The organism is Amycolatopsis sp. 505 (assembly GCF_031625235.1).
Taxonomy (GTDB): Bacteria; Actinomycetota; Actinomycetes; order Mycobacteriales; family Pseudonocardiaceae; genus Amycolatopsis.
Window position 1 is genome coordinate 116,740 of sequence record NZ_JACKQP010000010.1, and the last position, 17,671, is coordinate 134,410.

Annotated in this window: 11 protein-coding genes; 8 read left to right on the plus strand and 3 right to left on the minus strand. The window is 72.5% G+C overall.

Annotation, left to right across the window (positions count from 1 at the left end):
- Positions 1 to 226 precede the first annotated feature (226 nt).
- Positions 227 to 1,030, plus strand: coding sequence for an EamA family transporter (locus H5965_RS33945; RefSeq protein WP_310974871.1), 804 nt, complete (start codon positions 227 to 229; stop codon positions 1,028 to 1,030).
- A 1,063-nt stretch (positions 1,031 to 2,093) separates the two neighbouring features.
- Positions 2,094 to 2,876 (plus strand): DUF6885 family protein, encoded by a 783-nt coding sequence (locus H5965_RS33950; protein ID WP_310974872.1) that lies wholly within the window; start codon positions 2,094 to 2,096, stop codon positions 2,874 to 2,876.
- Here the strand turns inward: H5965_RS33950 and H5965_RS33955 are convergent.
- From H5965_RS33955 to H5965_RS33965, 3 genes are read right to left on the minus strand one after another with little or no spacing between them, the layout of a single operon-like run.
- Positions 2,854 to 4,281 carry an amino acid permease gene (locus H5965_RS33955; RefSeq protein WP_310975219.1) on the minus strand — a complete coding sequence of 476 codons (1,428 nt, stop codon included), beginning with the start codon at positions 4,279 to 4,281 and terminating at the stop codon, positions 2,854 to 2,856. The two genes, H5965_RS33950 and H5965_RS33955, sit on opposite strands and share 23 nt — an antisense overlap.
- Before the next feature lie 42 nt (positions 4,282 to 4,323).
- On the minus strand, positions 4,324 to 4,983 hold the full coding sequence (locus H5965_RS33960; RefSeq protein ID WP_310974873.1) for a response regulator transcription factor: 660 nt from the start codon (positions 4,981 to 4,983) through the stop codon (positions 4,324 to 4,326).
- Positions 4,983 to 6,149, minus strand: a complete 1,167-nt coding sequence (locus H5965_RS33965) for a histidine kinase (protein WP_310974874.1) — start codon at positions 6,147 to 6,149, stop codon at positions 4,983 to 4,985. Before H5965_RS33965 ends, H5965_RS33960 begins: the two co-directional genes overlap by 1 nt.
- Positions 6,150 to 6,258: 109 nt before the next feature.
- Between H5965_RS33965 and H5965_RS33970 the strand changes: the two genes are divergently transcribed.
- From H5965_RS33970 to glgX (H5965_RS33995), 6 genes are all read left to right on the plus strand, one after another.
- Complete coding sequence (locus tag H5965_RS33970) at positions 6,259 to 6,831, plus strand: hypothetical protein (RefSeq protein ID WP_310974875.1); 573 nt, start codon at positions 6,259 to 6,261, stop codon at positions 6,829 to 6,831.
- Positions 6,832 to 6,949: 118 nt separating this feature from the next.
- Positions 6,950 to 8,926: a 4-alpha-glucanotransferase gene (gene malQ / locus H5965_RS33975; RefSeq protein WP_310975220.1), complete on the plus strand. Its 1,977-nt coding sequence runs from the start codon at positions 6,950 to 6,952 to the stop codon at positions 8,924 to 8,926.
- Positions 8,927 to 9,003: 77 nt separating this feature from the next.
- Positions 9,004 to 11,130: a glycogen debranching protein GlgX gene (glgX, locus tag H5965_RS33980; RefSeq protein WP_310974876.1), complete on the plus strand. Its 2,127-nt coding sequence runs from the start codon at positions 9,004 to 9,006 to the stop codon at positions 11,128 to 11,130.
- Positions 11,127 to 13,403: a malto-oligosyltrehalose synthase gene (treY, locus tag H5965_RS33985; protein ID WP_310974877.1), complete on the plus strand. Its 2,277-nt coding sequence runs from the start codon at positions 11,127 to 11,129 to the stop codon at positions 13,401 to 13,403. Before glgX (H5965_RS33980) ends, treY begins: the two co-directional genes overlap by 4 nt.
- Positions 13,400 to 15,124: a malto-oligosyltrehalose trehalohydrolase gene (gene treZ, locus H5965_RS33990; protein ID WP_310974878.1), complete on the plus strand. Its 1,725-nt coding sequence runs from the start codon at positions 13,400 to 13,402 to the stop codon at positions 15,122 to 15,124. The genes treY and treZ overlap by 4 nt, the downstream gene beginning before the upstream one ends.
- Before the next feature lie 51 nt (positions 15,125 to 15,175).
- A complete protein-coding gene (glgX, locus tag H5965_RS33995) occupies positions 15,176 to 17,323 on the plus strand; it encodes a glycogen debranching protein GlgX (protein ID WP_310974879.1) in 2,148 nt (715 codons plus the stop codon).
- The last annotated feature ends 348 nt before the right edge of the window (positions 17,324 to 17,671 follow it).

Below are 17,671 nucleotides of genomic sequence, written 5' to 3' on the forward strand. Positions count from 1 at the left end.
CTGTTCCAGACGTTTCGCGGCTCGCAAGTGTTCCCGCGCCGGTGGGACCTGAGTCACGTCGATTTACCCCGGATGCCGTAACGCCGTCCCGCATTCCAGGAGACGATTACCTCGGAGAGTTACGTTTTCCGTGGTCAGGCAGCATGGGGTGGTGAGTACCGTGACTTCCCCCCGACGGCTTTCCGCGATCCCCGCTCCGCTCTTGTTCGTTCTCAGCGGAATTTCGATGTACGCCGGAGCGGCGGTGGCGGTCGACCTTTTCGGCCACGCATCCCCCGCAGGGGTGGCTTGGCTCCGCTGCCTGGGGGCGGCGGTGGTCCTGCTGGCCTGGCGCCGCCCGGGGCGAGCGGCCTGGCGAGGCCGCCGTCTCCTGCTGGCGATCGTGTTCGGCGTGGTGACGGCGGGCATGAACGTCCTGTTCTACGAGGCGATCGCCCGCCTGCCCCTGGGCACGGCGGTGGCGATGGAGTTCGCGGGCCCGGTGGTGGTGGCGGCGCTGGGCTCCCGAACCGTCCGCGACGTGCTGGCGCTGCTCCTGGTGGCGGCGGGGGTGGTGGCGATCGCGGACGTCCGCATCGCCGGCAGCTTCTGGGGAGTGGCGTTCGCGTTGGGGGCAGCGCTGGCCTGGGCGGGCTACATCCTGCTGGGCAAGAGGGTGGCGGTGGACGGCGACGGCATCGACAGCCTGGCGATCGGGTTCTTCGCGGGAACGGTGGTCCTGTCCCCGCTGGCGCTGGGCACGGGCCCGGTGTGGTCTTCGCCTCGCCTGGTGCTGCTGGGAGTCGGGGTAGGGGTGCTGTCGACGGTGGTGCCGTACGCACTGGACCAGGTGGTGCTGCGGAGGGTAGGACAGGCACGGTTCGCGACGCTGCTGGCCTTGCTGCCGGTGACGGCCGGGGTGATGGGGTTCGTGTTGCTGGGGCAGGTGCCATCGCTGCCCGAGGCGCTGGGGACGGTGGCGGTCGTGGCGGGGGTGGCGTTGCGAAGCCGGGAGCCGGGCGCGGCAGAGGTGGCGGAGCCGCCGGGCTGAGGTCTCCTGGTGGCTTTGTCTGGTTTGCTCGATAAATCCGAACTCGCCAACCGAAACGGCAGGCTGACAACCCAACCGGCACCCCACCCAGACCTCCCCCCGCCACCCCGATCCGAAGCCCGCACGCGGACGGTGGTGCCGGGTCAAGGCACGCTTTCCCGCCTTGACGCGGTACCACCGGCCGTAGTGACAATCCCGGCTTCGGGGTGGTGGGCACAGAGCGGCTTCCCCCCCTCTTTCTCCGGCAGGGGGGGCCGCCAAAGTTCTGCCGCTGTGGGTGCCGGCGCTCCCCGGAGGTCGCGAATGACTCATTCGCGACCTCCGACGTCCCGAATGAGTCATTCGCGACACCGCAGGCCCGCAGCCGCCCCGCGAGTCGTCCCGACTTTGCCGAAACCCCGCCCAGCGAGGGCAGGCCCTGCGGCGGCAGGGCTCCCGCGGCAGGCGGCTCCCGAGGTGGGTGGCTCCCGCGGCAGGCGGCTCCCGAGGTGGGTGGCTCCCGCGGCAGGCGGCTCCCGAGGTGGGTGGCTCCCGCGGCAGGCGGCTCCCGAGGTGGGTGGCTCCCGCGGCAGGCGGCTCCCAAGGTGGGTGGCTCCCGCGGCAGGCAGCCCCCGCCGCGGGGTGGCTTCCCAAGGCGGGCGGCTCCCGAGGTGGGTGGCTCCCGCGGCAGGCGGCTCCCGAGGTGGGTGGCTCCCGCGGCAGGCGGCTCCCGAGGTGGGTGGCTCCCGCGGCAGGCAGCCCCCGCCGCGGGGTGGCTTCCCAAGGCGGGCGGCTCCCGTGGCAGGCGGCTCCCGCGGGAGGCGGCTCCCAGGGCAGGTGCTGCCAGGGCAGGCGGCTCCGGCGGCAGGGCTCCCGAGGTGGGTGGCTCCCGCGGCAGGCGGTGGCTCCCGTGGCAGGCGGCTCCCACGGCAGGTGGCTCCCAGGGGCGGGCGACCTCACGACAGGCCGAACACCCCGTCGACAAGGCCATCGCCGCCCCCTCCGGCGCTCCTGAGAACCTTATTCTGGTCAGGACGGCGCTACGGACCGCAGGCCGCCACCTCCGGCGCTACTGAGGGGACCGATGACTTCGGGGATCGACGGCGGGCAGCTCGACCTGTCCGGGGTGCGGTGGCTGCCGGGCGGGGCGCGGCTGGCCGCCGTCGCCCAGGCGGAGCTGCCCCAGAAGGACGGCCTGGCCGCGGCGTTCTGCGGGCTCGCCGCGCTGCGGGCGGCCGGGCTCGACGTGCCGGATCAGGACACCGTCGCTCTGGCCGCCGGCACCGTCCGGGGGCCGGCCGTGCACCCGCCGGGTGAGCCGGGTCGGCGGGACTTCCGGCTGCCGCTGCCCGTCGTCGACGACCCGGCCGCGGCCGGCACCCGGGTTTCGCGGCTGGCGGCGGCCGTCGAGTCGCTGTCGCGCGGGGCGCTCGCGGCGGTGCCGGTGACCGGCGAGTGGACCACCGAGGTGCTGTTCGACCTGCTCGTCGGGCTGTGGGACGTCCCGCGCGTCGCGGTGCTCGCCCGGATCGACGGCGCCGAGCTCGGCGCGCACGACACCCCGGAACGCGCGCTGCTCGACTACCTCGACACCGGCGTGCCTCCACTGTGGACGTCGCGCTGGCGCCCGCCCGGCGGTCACTTCGTGCTCCTGGCGGGCATCCGCATCGGCGCCGAAGGCACCCTGCTGTCCGTTGTGGACACCTATCCGTCGCTCGGTGACGACGGCCGGCACGACCAGCCCGTGGAATGGGTGACGGCGGCGCTGGCCGGGCTCGGCGTGCTCGTGGTCGTCGACACCGGCCAGGCCGGCGTGGTGCGTGCGGCGGCCGGTGGCGCCGGGCTCACTCCGTCCTTTTGGGACTGACCGCGAAGCGGGAGTGGCGGCGGCCGTAGGCGAAGTAGATCACCAGGCCGATCACCAGCCACGCGGCGAACCGGAGCCACGTCAGCACGTTCAGGTTCAGCATCAGGTACAGGCAGGCCAGCGCGGCCAGGACCGGGACCACCGGCGAGAACGGCACCCGGAACGGCCGGTCCAGGTCGGGACGGCGGCGGCGCAGCACCGGGACCGCCACGGCCACGATGATCATCGCCGACAGCGCGCCGATGCTCACCATGTCGGCCAGCTCGGAAATCGGGATGAACGCGGCCAGGACGGCGATGAGCGCCGCGCCGCCGATGGTCATCCGGTGCGGGGTGCCCCAGCGCGGGTGCGCGGTGCCGAGCGCCTTCGGCAGCAGGCCGTCGCGGCCCATCGCGAACCCGATCCGCCCGATCGTGACCAGCTCGACCATCATCACCGACGTCAGCCCGGTGACCGCGCCGAGCGAGATCAGCGCGCCCACCCAGTGCTGGCCGACCCGGTCGAACGCGTCCGCCAGCGGCGCGCCGGTGTCGATGTCGGTGAACGGGACCATACCGGTCAGCACGATCGAGACGCCGATGTAGAGCAGCGCGCACACGCCCAGCGCGCCAAGGATGCCGACGCGCAGGTCCTTGCGCGGGTTCAGCGTCTCTTCGCCGAGGTTCGCGAGCGCTTCGAAGCCGGTGTAGGCGAAGAAGACCACGGCGGCCGCGGTGATCATGCCGGCGATGCCGTACACCGACTGCTCCAGGCCGAGCGCGGCCTGGACGATCGGTTGCTCCAGCACCGTCGACCCGGCTTCGGGCGCCTTGGCCGGCGGGATGAACGGCGTCAGGTTCGCGCCCTTGACGAAGAACAGGCCGACCGCGAGCACCAGCACGCAGACCGCGACCTTCACGCACACCAGCAGGTTGGTCAGCCAGGCCGACTCCTTGATGCCCAGCACGGCGACCACGGTCAGCACGGCGATGATCAGCACCGCGCCGATGTTGACCTTCGCGTCCTCGCCGAACCACTCCGGCGACAGCCCGAGCAGGTTCGCCAGGTACCCCGACCAGCCGCGCGACACGACGGCGGCGCCGAGCGCGAACTCGAGCAGCAGGTCCCAGCCGATGATCCAGGCGAACACCTCGCCGAGGGTGGCGAAGGCATAGGTGTAAGCGCTTCCCGCCGTCGGGACGCTGGAGGCGAGCTCGGCGTAGCACAGCGCCGCGAGCCCGGCGACGACCGCGCCGAGCACGAACGACAGCGTCACCGCCGGCCCCGCGTGGGTCTTCGCCTCGACGCCGGCCAAGGTGAAGATGCCGGTGCCGATGATGATCCCGACGCCGAACCCGATCAGGTCGCGCCCGCGCAGCCGCCGTTTGAGGTCCCCGGAGTCCTGGCGGTCCAGGACCTCGTCCACGTTCAACGTTCTCCGCTCACCCATGAGGAGAAAGTTAGAAGGTCACGGGTCTTTCCGCAGATCGGCGCCCGTCTCCTGGGCGAGGATCGCGGCCTGCACCCGCGAGCGCAGGCCGAGCTTGGCCAGCACCCGCGACACGTGCGTCTTCACGGTCGCCTCGCCGATGTGCAGCCGGGTGCCGATCTGGGTGTTGGACAGGCCCTCGCCCAGGCAGCCGAGCACCTCGCGCTCGCGGTCGGTGAGGTCGCCGAGGCCGGGCGGGAGGGGCGCCGGGTCCGGGGCCGCCGCCGCGAACGCGGTGATCAGCCGGCGCGTGACCTGCGGGGCGAGCACGCCGTCACCGGCCGCGACGAGCTTCACCGCTTCGATCAGCCGGGGCGCTTCGACCGATTTGAGCAGGAAGCCGGCCGCTCCGGCCCGCAGCGCGCCGTGCACGTACTCGTCGAGGTCGAACGTGGTCAGCACGAGCACCTGGGTGAGCCCCGCGGACACCAGTTCCCGGGTGGCGGCGATGCCGTCGGTGTCCGGCATGCGGACGTCCATCAGCGTGACGTCCGGCCGCAGCGCCCGAGCCTGCCGGACGGCGGCGGCGCCATCGGCCGCCTCGCCGACGACCTCGATGCCCTCGGCGTTGCCGAGGATGGTCGTGAGGCCGAACCGGACGGCGCTGTGGTCGTCGGCGACGAGGACACGGACCGTCATCACAGCCCGCTCACCGGGAGTTGGGCGCGGACGAGCCAGCCGTCGCCCGCCGGGCCCGCGGTGAGCTCGCCGCCCACCGCGTCCGCGCGCTCGCGCATGTTCAGCAGGCCCGTCCCGGCCCCGGTGGCGGGGAGCGGGCCGCGGACGTCGTTGCGGACCTCCACCGCGAGCACGCCGTCGAGGCAGCGGACGGCGACGTCGACCCGGCCGCCCGGGGCGTGCTTGACGGCGTTGGTCAGCGCCTCCTGCGCGATCCGGTACGCCGTCAGGTCGACCGCCGCCGGCAGCGGCAGCCGCTCGTCCACAGTGGACTCGACGTGCACCTCCAGCCCGCTGGCCCTGGCCGACTCCACCAGCTTGGCCAGGTCCGCCAGCCGGGCGGGCGCGGTCGTCTCCGCCTCGCCGCCGTCGGCCTTGAGCAGCCCGATCATCGCGCGCATCTCCTCCAGGGCGCTGACGCTGTTCTCCCGCACCGATTCCAGCACGGCCTTCGCCAGTTTCGGGTCCGGCAGCGACAGCGCCGCCTCCGACTGGATGGCGATGGCCGAGAGGTGCCCGGCGATGACGTCGTGCAGGTCGCGGGCCATCCGCCCGCGTTCGGCGGCGACCGCCGCCCGCCGGTCCAGTTCGGCGATCTTCGCCAGCTGCCCGGCGTTGGCGCGCTCGGCCTCGGCGACGTCGCGCTGCTGGCGGACGTTCGCCGCCCACCACACCGGCGTGATGACGAACGGCAGCACGGCGACCGCGGCCAGCACCGCGGCCCGCCACTGCTGCGAGAGGACCAGCACGGCGGCGAGCACGCCCACCACGGAGGACGCGGCGAGGCCGATCATCACCCGGCTGGTGCGCCGGGAGCCGTAGAGCGTCGCCGCGTAGAGGAAGTCGGTGTAGACGATCAGCACCGGCAGCGACGGGCCGAGCCGGACGTCCACCGCGAGCACCGCCGTGGCCAGGACCAGGGCCAGGGGGACGCGCCGGCGGAGCAGCTCGAGCCCGCACAACGCGGTCAGCTCCAGCAGCCGCACCCCCAGCGGCGCGTGGTCGTAGGCCGACACGAGCCGGTGGACGTCCGTCGCGTAGACGAGGAAGCCGAGCAGCCAGGTGGCCAGCGCGATCAGGCCGTCCTGCTGCCACACCGGGAGCGAGCGCAGGCGGGGGAGAGGCACCGGATCATCCCAGCACACCGCGCGAAGCGGCCGCGTCCTACGAAGTGATGACGCCCGGTCCGTCCCTTCGCGGACGCGGCCTGGCGGGCGGGCGCGGGAGCGTGGCGGGGTGGACGAGATCGGGAAGTTCTTCGCGGAGAACCCGATGGCGGCCGTCATCGCGGCGGGCGAGATCGGGTTCTGGGTGTTCATCGCGGCGGGGCTGGCGGTGCGGTACGTGCTGCGCCTGCGGCGCGCGTCGGCGGTGGTGCTGGCCATGGTGCCGCTGGTCGACGTCGTGGTGCTGGTGGCGACCGTGCTCGACCTGTCCGCCGGGGGCAAGCCGGGGTTCACGCACGGCCTGGCCGCGGTCTACCTGGGGTTCAGTGTCGTGTTCGGGCCGAGCATGGTCCGGTGGGCGGACGAGCGGTTCGCGCATCGGTTCGCCGGCGGGCCGCCACCGCCGAAGCGCCAGGGCCGGGAAAGGGCGCGGCACGAGTGGCGCGAGTGGGGCAAGTGCCTGCTGGCCTGCGGGCTGGCGGCGGCGGCCCTGCTGGCGGCGATCTTCGCGATCGGCGAGCCGGAGAGGGTGGCGCCGCTGTGGGGGTGGTTGCCGCGGCTGGGCACGGTGTCGACGATCTGGCTGTTCGCCGGGCCGGTCTGGGAGGAGCTGTTCGGCAAGCGCGAGGAGGTGCGCTCGTGAGGGAGCTGCCGGGTGCGCACTCGCCGCCGGTGCCGGTGCCGGTGCCGATGCCGCGAATGACTCATTCGGGACCTCCGACGTCCCGAATGAGTCATTCGCGACGTTCGCGGCCGTGCGGATGGCGGGAACCGCCCGGCACCGGAATGCTGGTCCCGTGCCCGAACAGATCCCCGCCCTGCACGAGCTCGCCGCCCACTACGGTGTCGCCACCCGGTACGAGAACGCCGACCGGGTCTGGGTCGACGTGGCCGACGAGGTCGTCGTCGCCGTTCTCGGCCAGTTCGGCGTCGATGCCACCAGTGACCAGGCCATCGCGGCCGCGCTCCGCGACGCGCGCGAAGCCCCGGCCGCCCTGCCGCCGACCATCGTCGTGCGGGAAGGCACCGGCACCGCGCTGGGCGTCGACGCCGAGGTCGTCCTCGAAGACGGGACGCGGCGGCGGGCCGACGGCCACCTGCCCGACGACCTGCCGCTCGGCTGGCACCGGGTGGTCACCGCCGACCAGGACGTCGTGCTCGCCGTCGTGCCGGCGAAGCTGCCGCAGGTGCGGCCCGCCTGGGGGTGGATGCTGCAGCTCTACGCCCTGCACTCGGCCGGCTCCTGGGGCATCGGCGACTACGCCGACCTCGCCACCTTCGCCGCCCGGTCGGCCGCCGAACTGGACGCCGGCGTCCTGCTGGTCAACCCGGTCCAGGCGATCAGCCCCGCCCACCCGATCGAGCGGTCGCCGTACTCGCCCGCGAGCCGCCGGTTCGCCAACCCCGTCTACCTGCGCGTCACCGCCACGGAGACCTTCCGGCAAGCCGATGCCGCGACCCGAGCCGCCGTCGAGTCCCTGGCCCCGGACCGCGAAGGCGAACTGATCGACTACGACGCCGTCTGGACGGCCAAGCGCGCCGCCCTCGAGCTGCTGTGGCCGCACCGGGTCGAAGACGTTCCCGAGGACATGGCGGACTTCGCCCTCTTCTGCGCCCTCGCCGAGCAGCACGGCGGCGACTGGCGGGACTGGCCGGAGGACCTTCGCGACCCGGCCGGACCGGCCACGGCGAAGGCGCGCGAAGAGCTGAAGGACCGCGTCGCCTTCCACGCCTGGCTCCAGCACCTCTGCCGGGTGCAGCTGGAAGTGGCGCGCCAAGCCGCCCGCGAGGCCGGGATGACCGTCGGGATCGTGCACGACCTGCCGGTCGGGGTGCACCCCGGCGGGGCCGACACCTGGGCGCTCAACGACGTCTTCGCCGCCGACGTGCGGGTCGGCGCGCCGCCGGACGCCTTCAACCAGCAGGGGCAGGACTGGAACCTGCCGCCGTGGCGGCCGGACAAGCTGGCCGAGGCCGGGTACGCGCCGTTCCGGGACGTCATCCGGGGCGTCCTGCGCTTCGCCGACGGCATCCGCGTCGACCACATCGCCGGCCTGTGGCGGCTCTGGTGGATCCCGCCGGGCGAGCCCGCGCATCGCGGCACGTACGTCCACTACGACGCCGAAGCGATGGTCGGCGTGCTCGCGCTCGAAGCGCACCGCGCCGGCGCCGTCGTCGTGGGGGAGGACCTCGGCACCGTCGAGGAGGTCGTCACCGAAACCATGCACGAACGGGGGATGCTCAGCTCCGCCGTGCTGTGGTTCGAGCGCGACTGGGACGCGCCCGGCCAGCCGTTCACCTCGCCGGACACCTGGGACCCGGACGCGATGGCCAGCATCTCCACGCACGACCTGCCGACGGTCGCGGGCTGGCTGCAGGGCGAGCACGTCCGGGTCCGGGCCGAGCTCGGCCTGCTGGACCGCGGGGTCGAAGCGGAGGAGAAGGCCGCCGCCGAGGAGCGCAAGGCGCTGCTGGAACTCGTTGCGCGCGAAGGGATCCCGGACGACGACCTGGTCGTCGCGCTGCACACGCTGCTCGCGCGGGCCGCGTCCCGGCTGGTGCTGACCTCGCCGGCCGACGTGGCGGGCCAGGTGCGGCAGCCGAATCTGCCCGGAACCGTCGACCAGTACCCTAACTGGCGGATTCGCCTCCCCGTCAGCGTCGACGGCTTCTTCACCGCGAAGGGAGTCCGCGCCGCGGTCGCACCGCTGGCGGCGGCCCGGCCGCTGCCCCGGTGACGACGGTAACGACCATCCCTGCGCGCGCGACCCCCGGTGGTACGCCACCGGCACGACCAAGCTCGAGGAGAAACCCAGTGCGGCCCTGGCCCGGAACGCCCTACCCGCTCGGCGCCACCTACGACGGAGTCGGGACGAACTTCGCCCTGTTCTCCGAGGTGGCCGAGCGCGTCGAACTGTGCCTGTTCGACGCCGAGGGCAAGGAGACGCGCTATGCGCTCGAAGAGGTCGACGGCTTCGTCCACCACGGCTACCTGCTCAACGTAGGCCCCGGGCAGCGCTACGGGTTCCGCGTGCACGGCCCGTACGACCCGAAGCGCGGCCTGCGCTGCAACCCGAACAAGCTGCTCATCGACCCGTACGCGAAGGCCGTCTCGCACGGCGTGAAGTGGGACGAGTCGCTGTTCGGCTACAAGTTCGACAACCCGGCCGAGCGCAACGACGACGACAGCGCCGGCCACGTGCCGTATTCGCTGGTGGCGAACCCGTTCTTCGACTGGGGCAACGACCGCCAGCCGAAGCGGCCGTACAACGAGACGGTCATCTACGAGGCCCACGTCAAGGGCATGACCGTGCATCACCCGTTCGTGCCCGAAGCGCTGCGGGGTACGTACGCCGGTCTCGCGCACCCCGCGGTCGTCGAGCACCTGCAGAAACTCGGCGTGACCGCGGTGGAACTGCTGCCGGTGCACCAGTTCGTCACCGACCACGGGCTGGCCGAGAAGGGCCTGACGAACTACTGGGGTTACAACACGATCGGGTACTTCGCGCCCCACGACTCCTACGCGGCGATGCCCGGCGAAGGCGGCCAGGTCCAGGAGTTCAAGGGCATGGTCAAGGCCTTTCACGAAGCCGGGATCGAAGTCATCCTCGACGTGGTTTACAACCACACGGCCGAGGGAAACCACCTCGGGCCGACGCTGTCGATGCGGGGCATCGACAACGAGGCCTACTACCGGCTGGTGGAGGGGGAGCCCGAGTACTACATGGACTACACCGGCACCGGCAACTCCCTCAACGTCCGCAACCCGCACACCCTGCAGCTGATCATGGATTCGCTGCGCTACTGGGTGACGGAGATGCACGTCGACGGCTTCCGGTTCGACCTCGCCTCCGCGCTGGCCCGCGAGTTCTACGACGTCGACCGGCTGTCGACGTTCTTCGACCTGGTGCAGCAGGACCCGATCGTCAGCCAGGTGAAGCTGATCGCCGAGCCGTGGGACGTCGGCCCCGGTGGCTACCAGGTCGGCAACTTCCCGCCGCTCTGGACCGAGTGGAACGGGCAGTTCCGCGACACCGTGCGCGACTTCTGGCGCGGCGAGCCGTCGACGCTGGGGGAGTTCGCGAGCCGGATCACCGGCTCGTCGGACCTCTACCAGGACGACGGCCGGCGCCCCTTCGCGTCGATCAACTTCGTCACCGCCCACGACGGCTTCACGCTGCGGGACCTGGTGTCCTACAACGAAAAGCACAACGAGGCCAACGGCGAGGACGGCCGCGACGGCGCCGACGACAACCGCTCGTGGAACTGCGGGGTCGAGGGCGAGACCGACGATCCCGAGGTGCTCGCCCTGCGCGTCCGGCAGCAGCGGAACATGCTCGCGACGCTGATGCTGTCCCAGGGCGTGCCGATGATCCTGCACGGCGACGAGTTCGGCCGCACCCAGCAGGGCAACAACAACGTCTACTGCCAGGACTCCGAACTGTCCTGGATGGACTGGGAGCTGGCCAAGGAGAACGCGGACCTGGTCAAGTTCACCGCCGGGCTGGGCGCGTTCCGGCACCGGCACCCGGTGTTCCGCCGCCGCCGGTTCTTCCAGGGCGGCCCGGTCGGCAAGGGCGACAAGCTGGGCGACATCGCCTGGTTCACCCCGGCCGGCGAGGAGATGACCGAGCAGAACTGGGACGACGGCTTCGGCAAGGCGGTCGTCGTCTTCCTCAACGGCAAGGCGATCCCCGACCTCGACCAGCGCGGGATGCACGTCGAGGACAACTCGTTCCTGCTCGCCTTCAACGCCCACTACGAGGACATCGACACCACGCTCCCGGGCAACGGCTACGGGGAGAGCTGGACCGTCGTCGTCGACACCGCGACCGGCGAGGTGGAACCCGCCGACGCGAAACCGGTCGAAGGCGGCGGCCGGCTCACCCTGCCCGCCCGGTCCCTGATCGTGCTGCAACGGACGGAGACGGAATCCGCATGACCGTGCCGGAGTCGACCTACCGGGTCCAGCTGCGCCCGGAGTTCACCTTCGCCGACGCGGCCGGCATCGCCGGCTACCTGCGCGACCTCGGCATCGGCGCGCTGTACGCGTCGCCGGTGCTGGACGCGGCCCCCGGTTCGACGCACGGCTACGACGTCGTCGACCCGACCCGCGCGCGGCCCGCGCTGGGCGGCGAGGGGGCGCGCCAGGAGCTGTCCGCGCTCCTGAAGGAGCTCGGGCTGGGCCTGGTGGTCGACATCGTGCCGAACCACATGTCGGTCGAGGTGCCGACGGCGAACCGCTGGTGGTGGGACGTCCTCGAGCACGGCCGCGACTCCGAGTACGCGTCCTTCTTCGACGTCGACTGGGAGCGTGGCCCGGTCCTGCTGCCGGTCCTCGGCGACGACGACGCCGTCGCGGAACTCTCGGTCGAGGGCGACGAGCTGGTCTACTACGACCACCGCTTCCCGATCGCCCCCGGCACTGGAACCGGAACCCCGCAAGAGGTCCACGAGCGCCAGCACTACCGCCTGATCGGCTGGCGCCGGGGCAACGCCGAGCTGACCTACCGCCGGTTCTTCGACATCACCACGCTGGCCGCGGTCCGCGTCGAAGACCCCAAGGTGTTCGCCGCGACGCACGGCGAGGTGCTGCGCTGGGTCGCCGACGGCGACGTCACCGGCCTGCGCGTCGACCACCCGGACGGCCTCGCCGATCCGGGCGGCTACTTCCGGCGGCTGCGGGAGAACGCGCCGGACGCGTGGATCGTGGCCGAGAAGATCCTCCACCCCGGCGAGCCGCTGCCGCAGAGCTGGCCGGTCGACGGCACCACCGGCTACGACGCCCTGCGCGAGATCGCCGGCGTCTTCGTCGACCCGGCGGGCGAGCCCGGCTTCACCGCGCTGGCGACCGAGCTGGGGGTGCAGACCGGCTACCACCGCGTGGAGGCCGAGGCCCGGCGCCTGGTCACCGACCGCATCCTGGTCGCCGAGGTCCGGCGGATCGCCGCGCTGCTGCCCGGCGTCGACCCCGAGCAGGCCCGGCAGGCGGTGGCCGAGACCATGATCGCCTTCCCGGTCTACCGCTCCTACCTCCCCGAAGGCGCGGCGCACTGGGCGGCGGCGATCGAGGGCGCCCGCCGGGCGCGCCCCGACCTCGCCGACGCGCTGCTCGCCCTCGACACCCACGTGCGCGAGAACCCGGACAGCGAGCTGGCCACCCGGCTCCAGCAGACGTCCGGCATGGTCGTGGCCAAGGGCACCGAGGACACGACGTTCTACCGCTACACGCGCTTCGCCGCGCTCAACGAGGTCGGCGGCAACCCGGACCGGTTCGGCCTCGACGTCGAGGAGTTCCACCGGCTGGCCGCCGAGCGCGAGGCCGGCTACCCGGCGGCGATGACGACGCTGACCACGCACGACACCAAGCGCTCGGAGGACACGCGCGCCCGGATGGCGGTGCTGGCCGAGGTGCCCGGCGAGTTCGCCGGGGCCGTCCGGCGGTGGACCGCGCGCCGTGGCATCGACGAGCCGTCGCTGAACCTGCTGGCCTGGCAGACCCTGGTGTCGACCTGGCCGATCGAGCCGGCCCGGCTGCGGGACTACCTCGACAAGGCGGCCAAGGAAGCCAAGCTCCGGACCAGCTGGACCGACCACGACGAGGCCTTCGAGGCCGACGTGGCCGCCTGGCCCGAGGACGTCCTGAACGACCCGGAGCTGGCCGCGGACGTCGAGGCGTTCGTCCGGCGCATCGAAGGGCCCGGGTACGCGAACTCGCTCGGCCAGAAGCTCGTCCAGCTCACCGCGCCCGGCGTCCCGGACGTCTACCAGGGCACCGAGCTGTGGGACTTCTCGCTGGTGGACCCGGACAACCGCCGCCCGGTCGACTACGTCGTCCGGCGGGAGCTCCTGGCGCGGATCGCCGAGGGCGAGCTGCCGGAGATCGACGCGTCGGGCGCGGCGAAGCTGCTGGTCGTGCACAAGGCGCTGCGGCTGCGGCGGGAGCACCCGGCGCTGTTCCGCGGCTACCGGCCGCTGCGGGCCGAGGGGCCGGCCGCCGCCCACTGCCTGGCCTACACGCGCAGCCCGGACCTCGCCGTGGCGGTGACCCGGCTCCCGGCCGGCCTCGACGCCGGCGGCGGCTGGCGCGACACCGTCCTGCCGCTGCCGCCCGGGGTCTGGACCGACGTCCTGACCGGCCGGGAGGCGACCGGTGACCTGGCCACCCTGTTCGAGCGGTACCCCGTCGCGTTGCTGGTGCGAGGAGACGCATGAAGTTCAGCGTGTGGGCCCCGGCGGCCCGCCGGGTCCGGGTGAGCGTCGACGCAGGCGTGCACGAGATGACCGAAGGTGACGGCGGCTGGTGGCACGCCGACGCCGAGGGGATCAACTACGCCTTCCTGCTCGACGACGACGAGAAGCCGCTGCCCGACCCGCGGTCGCGGTGGCAGCCGCACGGCGTCCACGCCGAGTCGCGCGTCTACGACCACGGCGAGTTCGCCTGGACCGACGACGCCTGGCACGGCCGTCAGCTGCCCGGCGCCGTCCTCTACGAGCTCCACATCGGCACGTTCACCGAAGGCGGCACCTTCGACGCGGCGATCGACCGGCTCGACCACCTCGTCGACCTCGGCATCACCCACGTCGAGCTGCTGCCGGTCAACTCCTTCGACGGCACCGCGGGCTGGGGCTACGACGGCGTCCTCTGGGGCGCGGTCCACGAGCCCTACGGCGGCCCGGACGGGTTCAAGCGGTTCGTCGACGCGGCCCACGCGCGGGGGCTGGCCGTCGTGCTCGACGTCGTCTACAACCACCTCGGCCCGTCGGGGGCCTACCTCGACAAGTTCGGGCCGTACTTCGCCGGCCAGAACGACTGGGGTCCCGGCCTCAACCTCGACGGCGCCGGCTCCGACGAGGTCCGCCGGTACGTGCTCGACAACGCGCTGAGCTGGTTCCGCGACTTCCACGTCGACGCCCTGCGCCTGGACGCCGTGCACGCGCTGCTCGACCGGCGGGCCGTTCACCTGCTCGAACAGCTCGCCACCGAGGTCGACGCGCTGTCGGCGGCGCTCAACCGGCCGCTGACCCTGATCGCCGAGTCCGACCTCAACGACCCGCGGCTGGTCACGCCCCGCGAGCGCGGCGGCTACGGCCTGCACGCCCAGTGGTCGGACGACCTCCACCACGCCCTGCACGTCAAGCTGACCGGCGAGGCGACCGGGTACTACACGGACTTCGCCGCGCCGGACGCCCTCGAGCGGGTGCTGCGCGAGGTGTTCTTCCACGCGGGCACCTGGTCGTCGTTCCGGGAGCGGACCCACGGCCGCCCGGTCGACACGCGGACCGTCCCGGGCCACCGCTTCCTCGGCTACCTGCAGAACCACGACCAGATCGGCAACCGCGCGACCGGCGACCGGCTGTCCGCGACCGTCTCGGCCGACCGGCTGGCCTGCGGGGCGGCGGTCCTGTTCTGCTCGCCGTACACGCCGATGGTGTTCATGGGCGAGGAGTGGGCGGCGAGCACGCCGTGGCAGTTCTTCGCGTCCTTCCCGGACCCGGAGCTGGCCGAGGCCGTCCGCACCGGCCGCCGTCGCGAGTTCTCGCGGCACGGCTGGGGCGAGTCGGACGTGCCGGACCCGATGGACCCGGCCACCGTCGAACGCTCGCGGCTGGATTGGACCGAACCGGAGCGTCCCGGTCACCGGGACATGCTGGCGCTCTACCGCGCGTTGATCCGGTTGCGCCGGGAACGGCCGGAGCTGGCCGACCCGTGGGTCGCGGACCTGCGCGTCGACTCGGCGCCGGACGGGTCGTGGCTGGTGCTGCACCGCGGCGGGCTGCGGCTGGCCGTCAACTTCGGCCCCGGCCCGGTGACCCTGCCCCTCGGGGCCGCGGAGTCGCTGCTGACCTGGGGAGAGGCCACCGTGGACGGTGGGGCCGCGCACCTGCCCCCGGACACCTTCGTGATCGCCCGGTCGGCGGTTGCCTCCGGGTAACTCCTCTGCCATGACGCGCACGGACCGCTGATTGTCTGGGACGATTCAGGAATGGCCACACGACCCTCCGCCGACCACGTCCTCGCCGGCCGCCCCTTCCCGCTCGGAGCCCACCCCGAGGCCGGCGGGGTGCGGTTCGCGATCACGTCCGCCGTCGCGGACGCCGTCGAGCTGTGCCTGATCGACGCGGACTCCTCGGAACGGCGGATCGCGCTCACCGAGCGCACCTTCGGCGTCTGGCACGGCCTGGTGCCCGGGGTGACGCCGGGGCAGCGCTACGGCTACCGGATCCACGGCCCGTACGACCCGGCCCGCGGCCTGCGGTGCAACCCGCACAAGCTGCTCGTCGATCCGTACGCCCGGCAGATCACCGGCGGGCTGACCGACCTCGCCGCGGCCCAGGGCTTCACCGGCGACCCCGAGCGCGGGCCGATGTCCACTGTGGACTCCCTGGGCAGCGTGCCGCTGTCGGTGGTCACCTCGCCGGGCGGGCCGGACACCGGGATCAAGCCGGAGGTGCCGTTCGAGGAGGCGGTGGTCTACGAACTGCACGTCAAGGGCTTCACGCGGCAGCACCCGTTCATCCCGGAGGCGCTGCGCGGCACCTACCTCGGCCTGGCCCACCCGGTGGCGATCGAGTACCTGACGCGCCTCGGCGTCACCTCGGTCGAGCTGCTGCCGGTGCACGCGTTCCTCGACGAGCCGTCGCTGATCCGCGCCGGGCGGCACAACTACTGGGGTTACTCGCCGCTGGGCTTCTTCGCCCCGCACGCCGGGTACGCCAGCGAGCCCGGCCACGAGGTCGAGGAGTTCCGGCTGATGGTGGCCGCCCTGCACGCGGCCGGCATCGAGGTGATCCTCGACGTCGTGTTCAACCACACCTGCGAGGGCGGGCCGGACGGGCCGACGCTGAGCTTCCGCGGGCTGAACGCGCCGGTGTACTACCTGCACACCGAGCGCGGGCACATGGCCGACATCACCGGCTGCGGCAACACCCTGGAGGCCGGCTCGCCGACGGTGGTCCGGCTGGTGACCGACTCGCTGCGGTACTGGACGCAGGAGATGGGCGTCGACGGCTTCCGGTTCGACCTCGCCAGCACCCTCGGCCGGCCGCGCGGGGGAGCGTTCGACCCGGCGTCGACGCTGCTGACGGCGATCACCACCGACCCGGTGCTCTCGCGGTGCAAGCTGATCGCCGAGCCGTGGGACGCGACCGGCGAGGGCTACCGCGTCGGCGGCTTCGGGGCCCAGTGGGCCGAGTGGAACGGCCGCTACCGCGACACCGTGCGTGACTTCTGGCGCGGCGCGACCGGCGTCCGCGACCTCGCCTACCGGCTGTCCGGTTCGTCGGACCTGTACGACCACAACCTGCGCCGGCCGTGGCAGTCGATCAACTTCGTCACCGCACACGACGGCTTCACGCTGCGGGATCTGGTGTCCTACAACGAAAAGCACAACGAGGGCAACGGCGAGGACAACCGCGACGGCACCAACGACAACCGCTCGTGGAACCACGGTGCCGAGGGGGAGAGCGCCGATCCGGCGATCCGCGCGCTGCGCACCCGGCAGGCCCGGAACATGTTCGCCACGCTGCTGCTGTCCACCGGCACCCCGATGCTGACCATGGGCGACGAGTTCTGGCGGACCCAGCGCGGCAACAACAACGCGTACTGCCTCGACGACGAGACGTCGTGGTTCGACTGGACCCCGGACACCCCCGAGGCCGAGGCCATGCTCGCGTTCGCCCGCCGGGTGGTGCGGCTGCGCGCGAACAGCCCGGCGCTGCGGCAGCCGGAGTTCTTCGAGGGCCGGACCACGCCGACCGGCAAGCCGGACCTGGTCTGGTTCCGCCCGGACGGCGAGGAGTTCGGCGAAAGCGACTGGTTCGAGGACCGCCACACGCTCGGCATGTGGATCGACGGCTCGAACAGCCAGGCCCGCAACCGCGAGGGCGAGCTGGTGCCCGATCACTCGTGGCTGCTCTGGCTGCACGCCGGCGACGCCCCGGCCGAGGTGATCCTCCCGGGCCGCGAGTACGGCGAGACGTTCAAGCCGACCCTCGACACGAGCACCGCCGACGGCAGCCCGGCCAACCCGGGCACCCTGGAGGCCAAAAGCCGGGTCACCCTCCAGTCCCGCTCCCTCCTCCTGCTCCGCGCCCCCCGCCTCGCCGCCGAACCCCGCCCCGAGCCCTACTGACCCGTACGAAAGGGTCGACACGCGTGATCAGAAGGTCGACACGCGTGATTGAAGGGTCGACACGGCGGCCGTGCCCGTGTCGACCCTTCAATCACGCGAGTTGACTCCCCAATCACGCGAGTTGACTCCTCAAGCACGGCCCGGATCGTCCATTCGGGTACGGGTCTTGGCCGTTCGGGTTCGCGTGTCGTTCGCGGGCCGGCTTAACCTGCCGGACATCCGCTGGAAATTCGTTGCGGCGAAAGCGTTTCGGTCGGCGAGGGCTGGGTACATGCCTAAAGAACCCTGCCTCGTGGGCGCTTGATCGAGTCAGGCAGACTGTCGCCGTCTGCGTCCAACCGACACATC

Coding starts and splice junctions, on each gene's coding strand:
- glgX (WP_310974879.1), top strand. CDS start 15,176: ATGGCCACACGACCCTCCGCCGACCACGTCCTCGCCGGCCGCCCCTTC.
- treZ (WP_310974878.1), top strand. CDS start 13,400: ATGAAGTTCAGCGTGTGGGCCCCGGCGGCCCGCCGGGTCCGGGTGAGC.
- H5965_RS33945 (WP_310974871.1), top strand. CDS start 227: ATGTACGCCGGAGCGGCGGTGGCGGTCGACCTTTTCGGCCACGCATCC.
- malQ (WP_310975220.1), top strand. CDS start 6,950: ATGGCGGGAACCGCCCGGCACCGGAATGCTGGTCCCGTGCCCGAACAG.
- H5965_RS33950 (WP_310974872.1), top strand. CDS start 2,094: ATGACTTCGGGGATCGACGGCGGGCAGCTCGACCTGTCCGGGGTGCGG.
- treY (WP_310974877.1), top strand. CDS start 11,127: ATGACCGTGCCGGAGTCGACCTACCGGGTCCAGCTGCGCCCGGAGTTC.
- H5965_RS33960 (WP_310974873.1), bottom strand. CDS start 4,983: ATGACGGTCCGTGTCCTCGTCGCCGACGACCACAGCGCCGTCCGGTTC.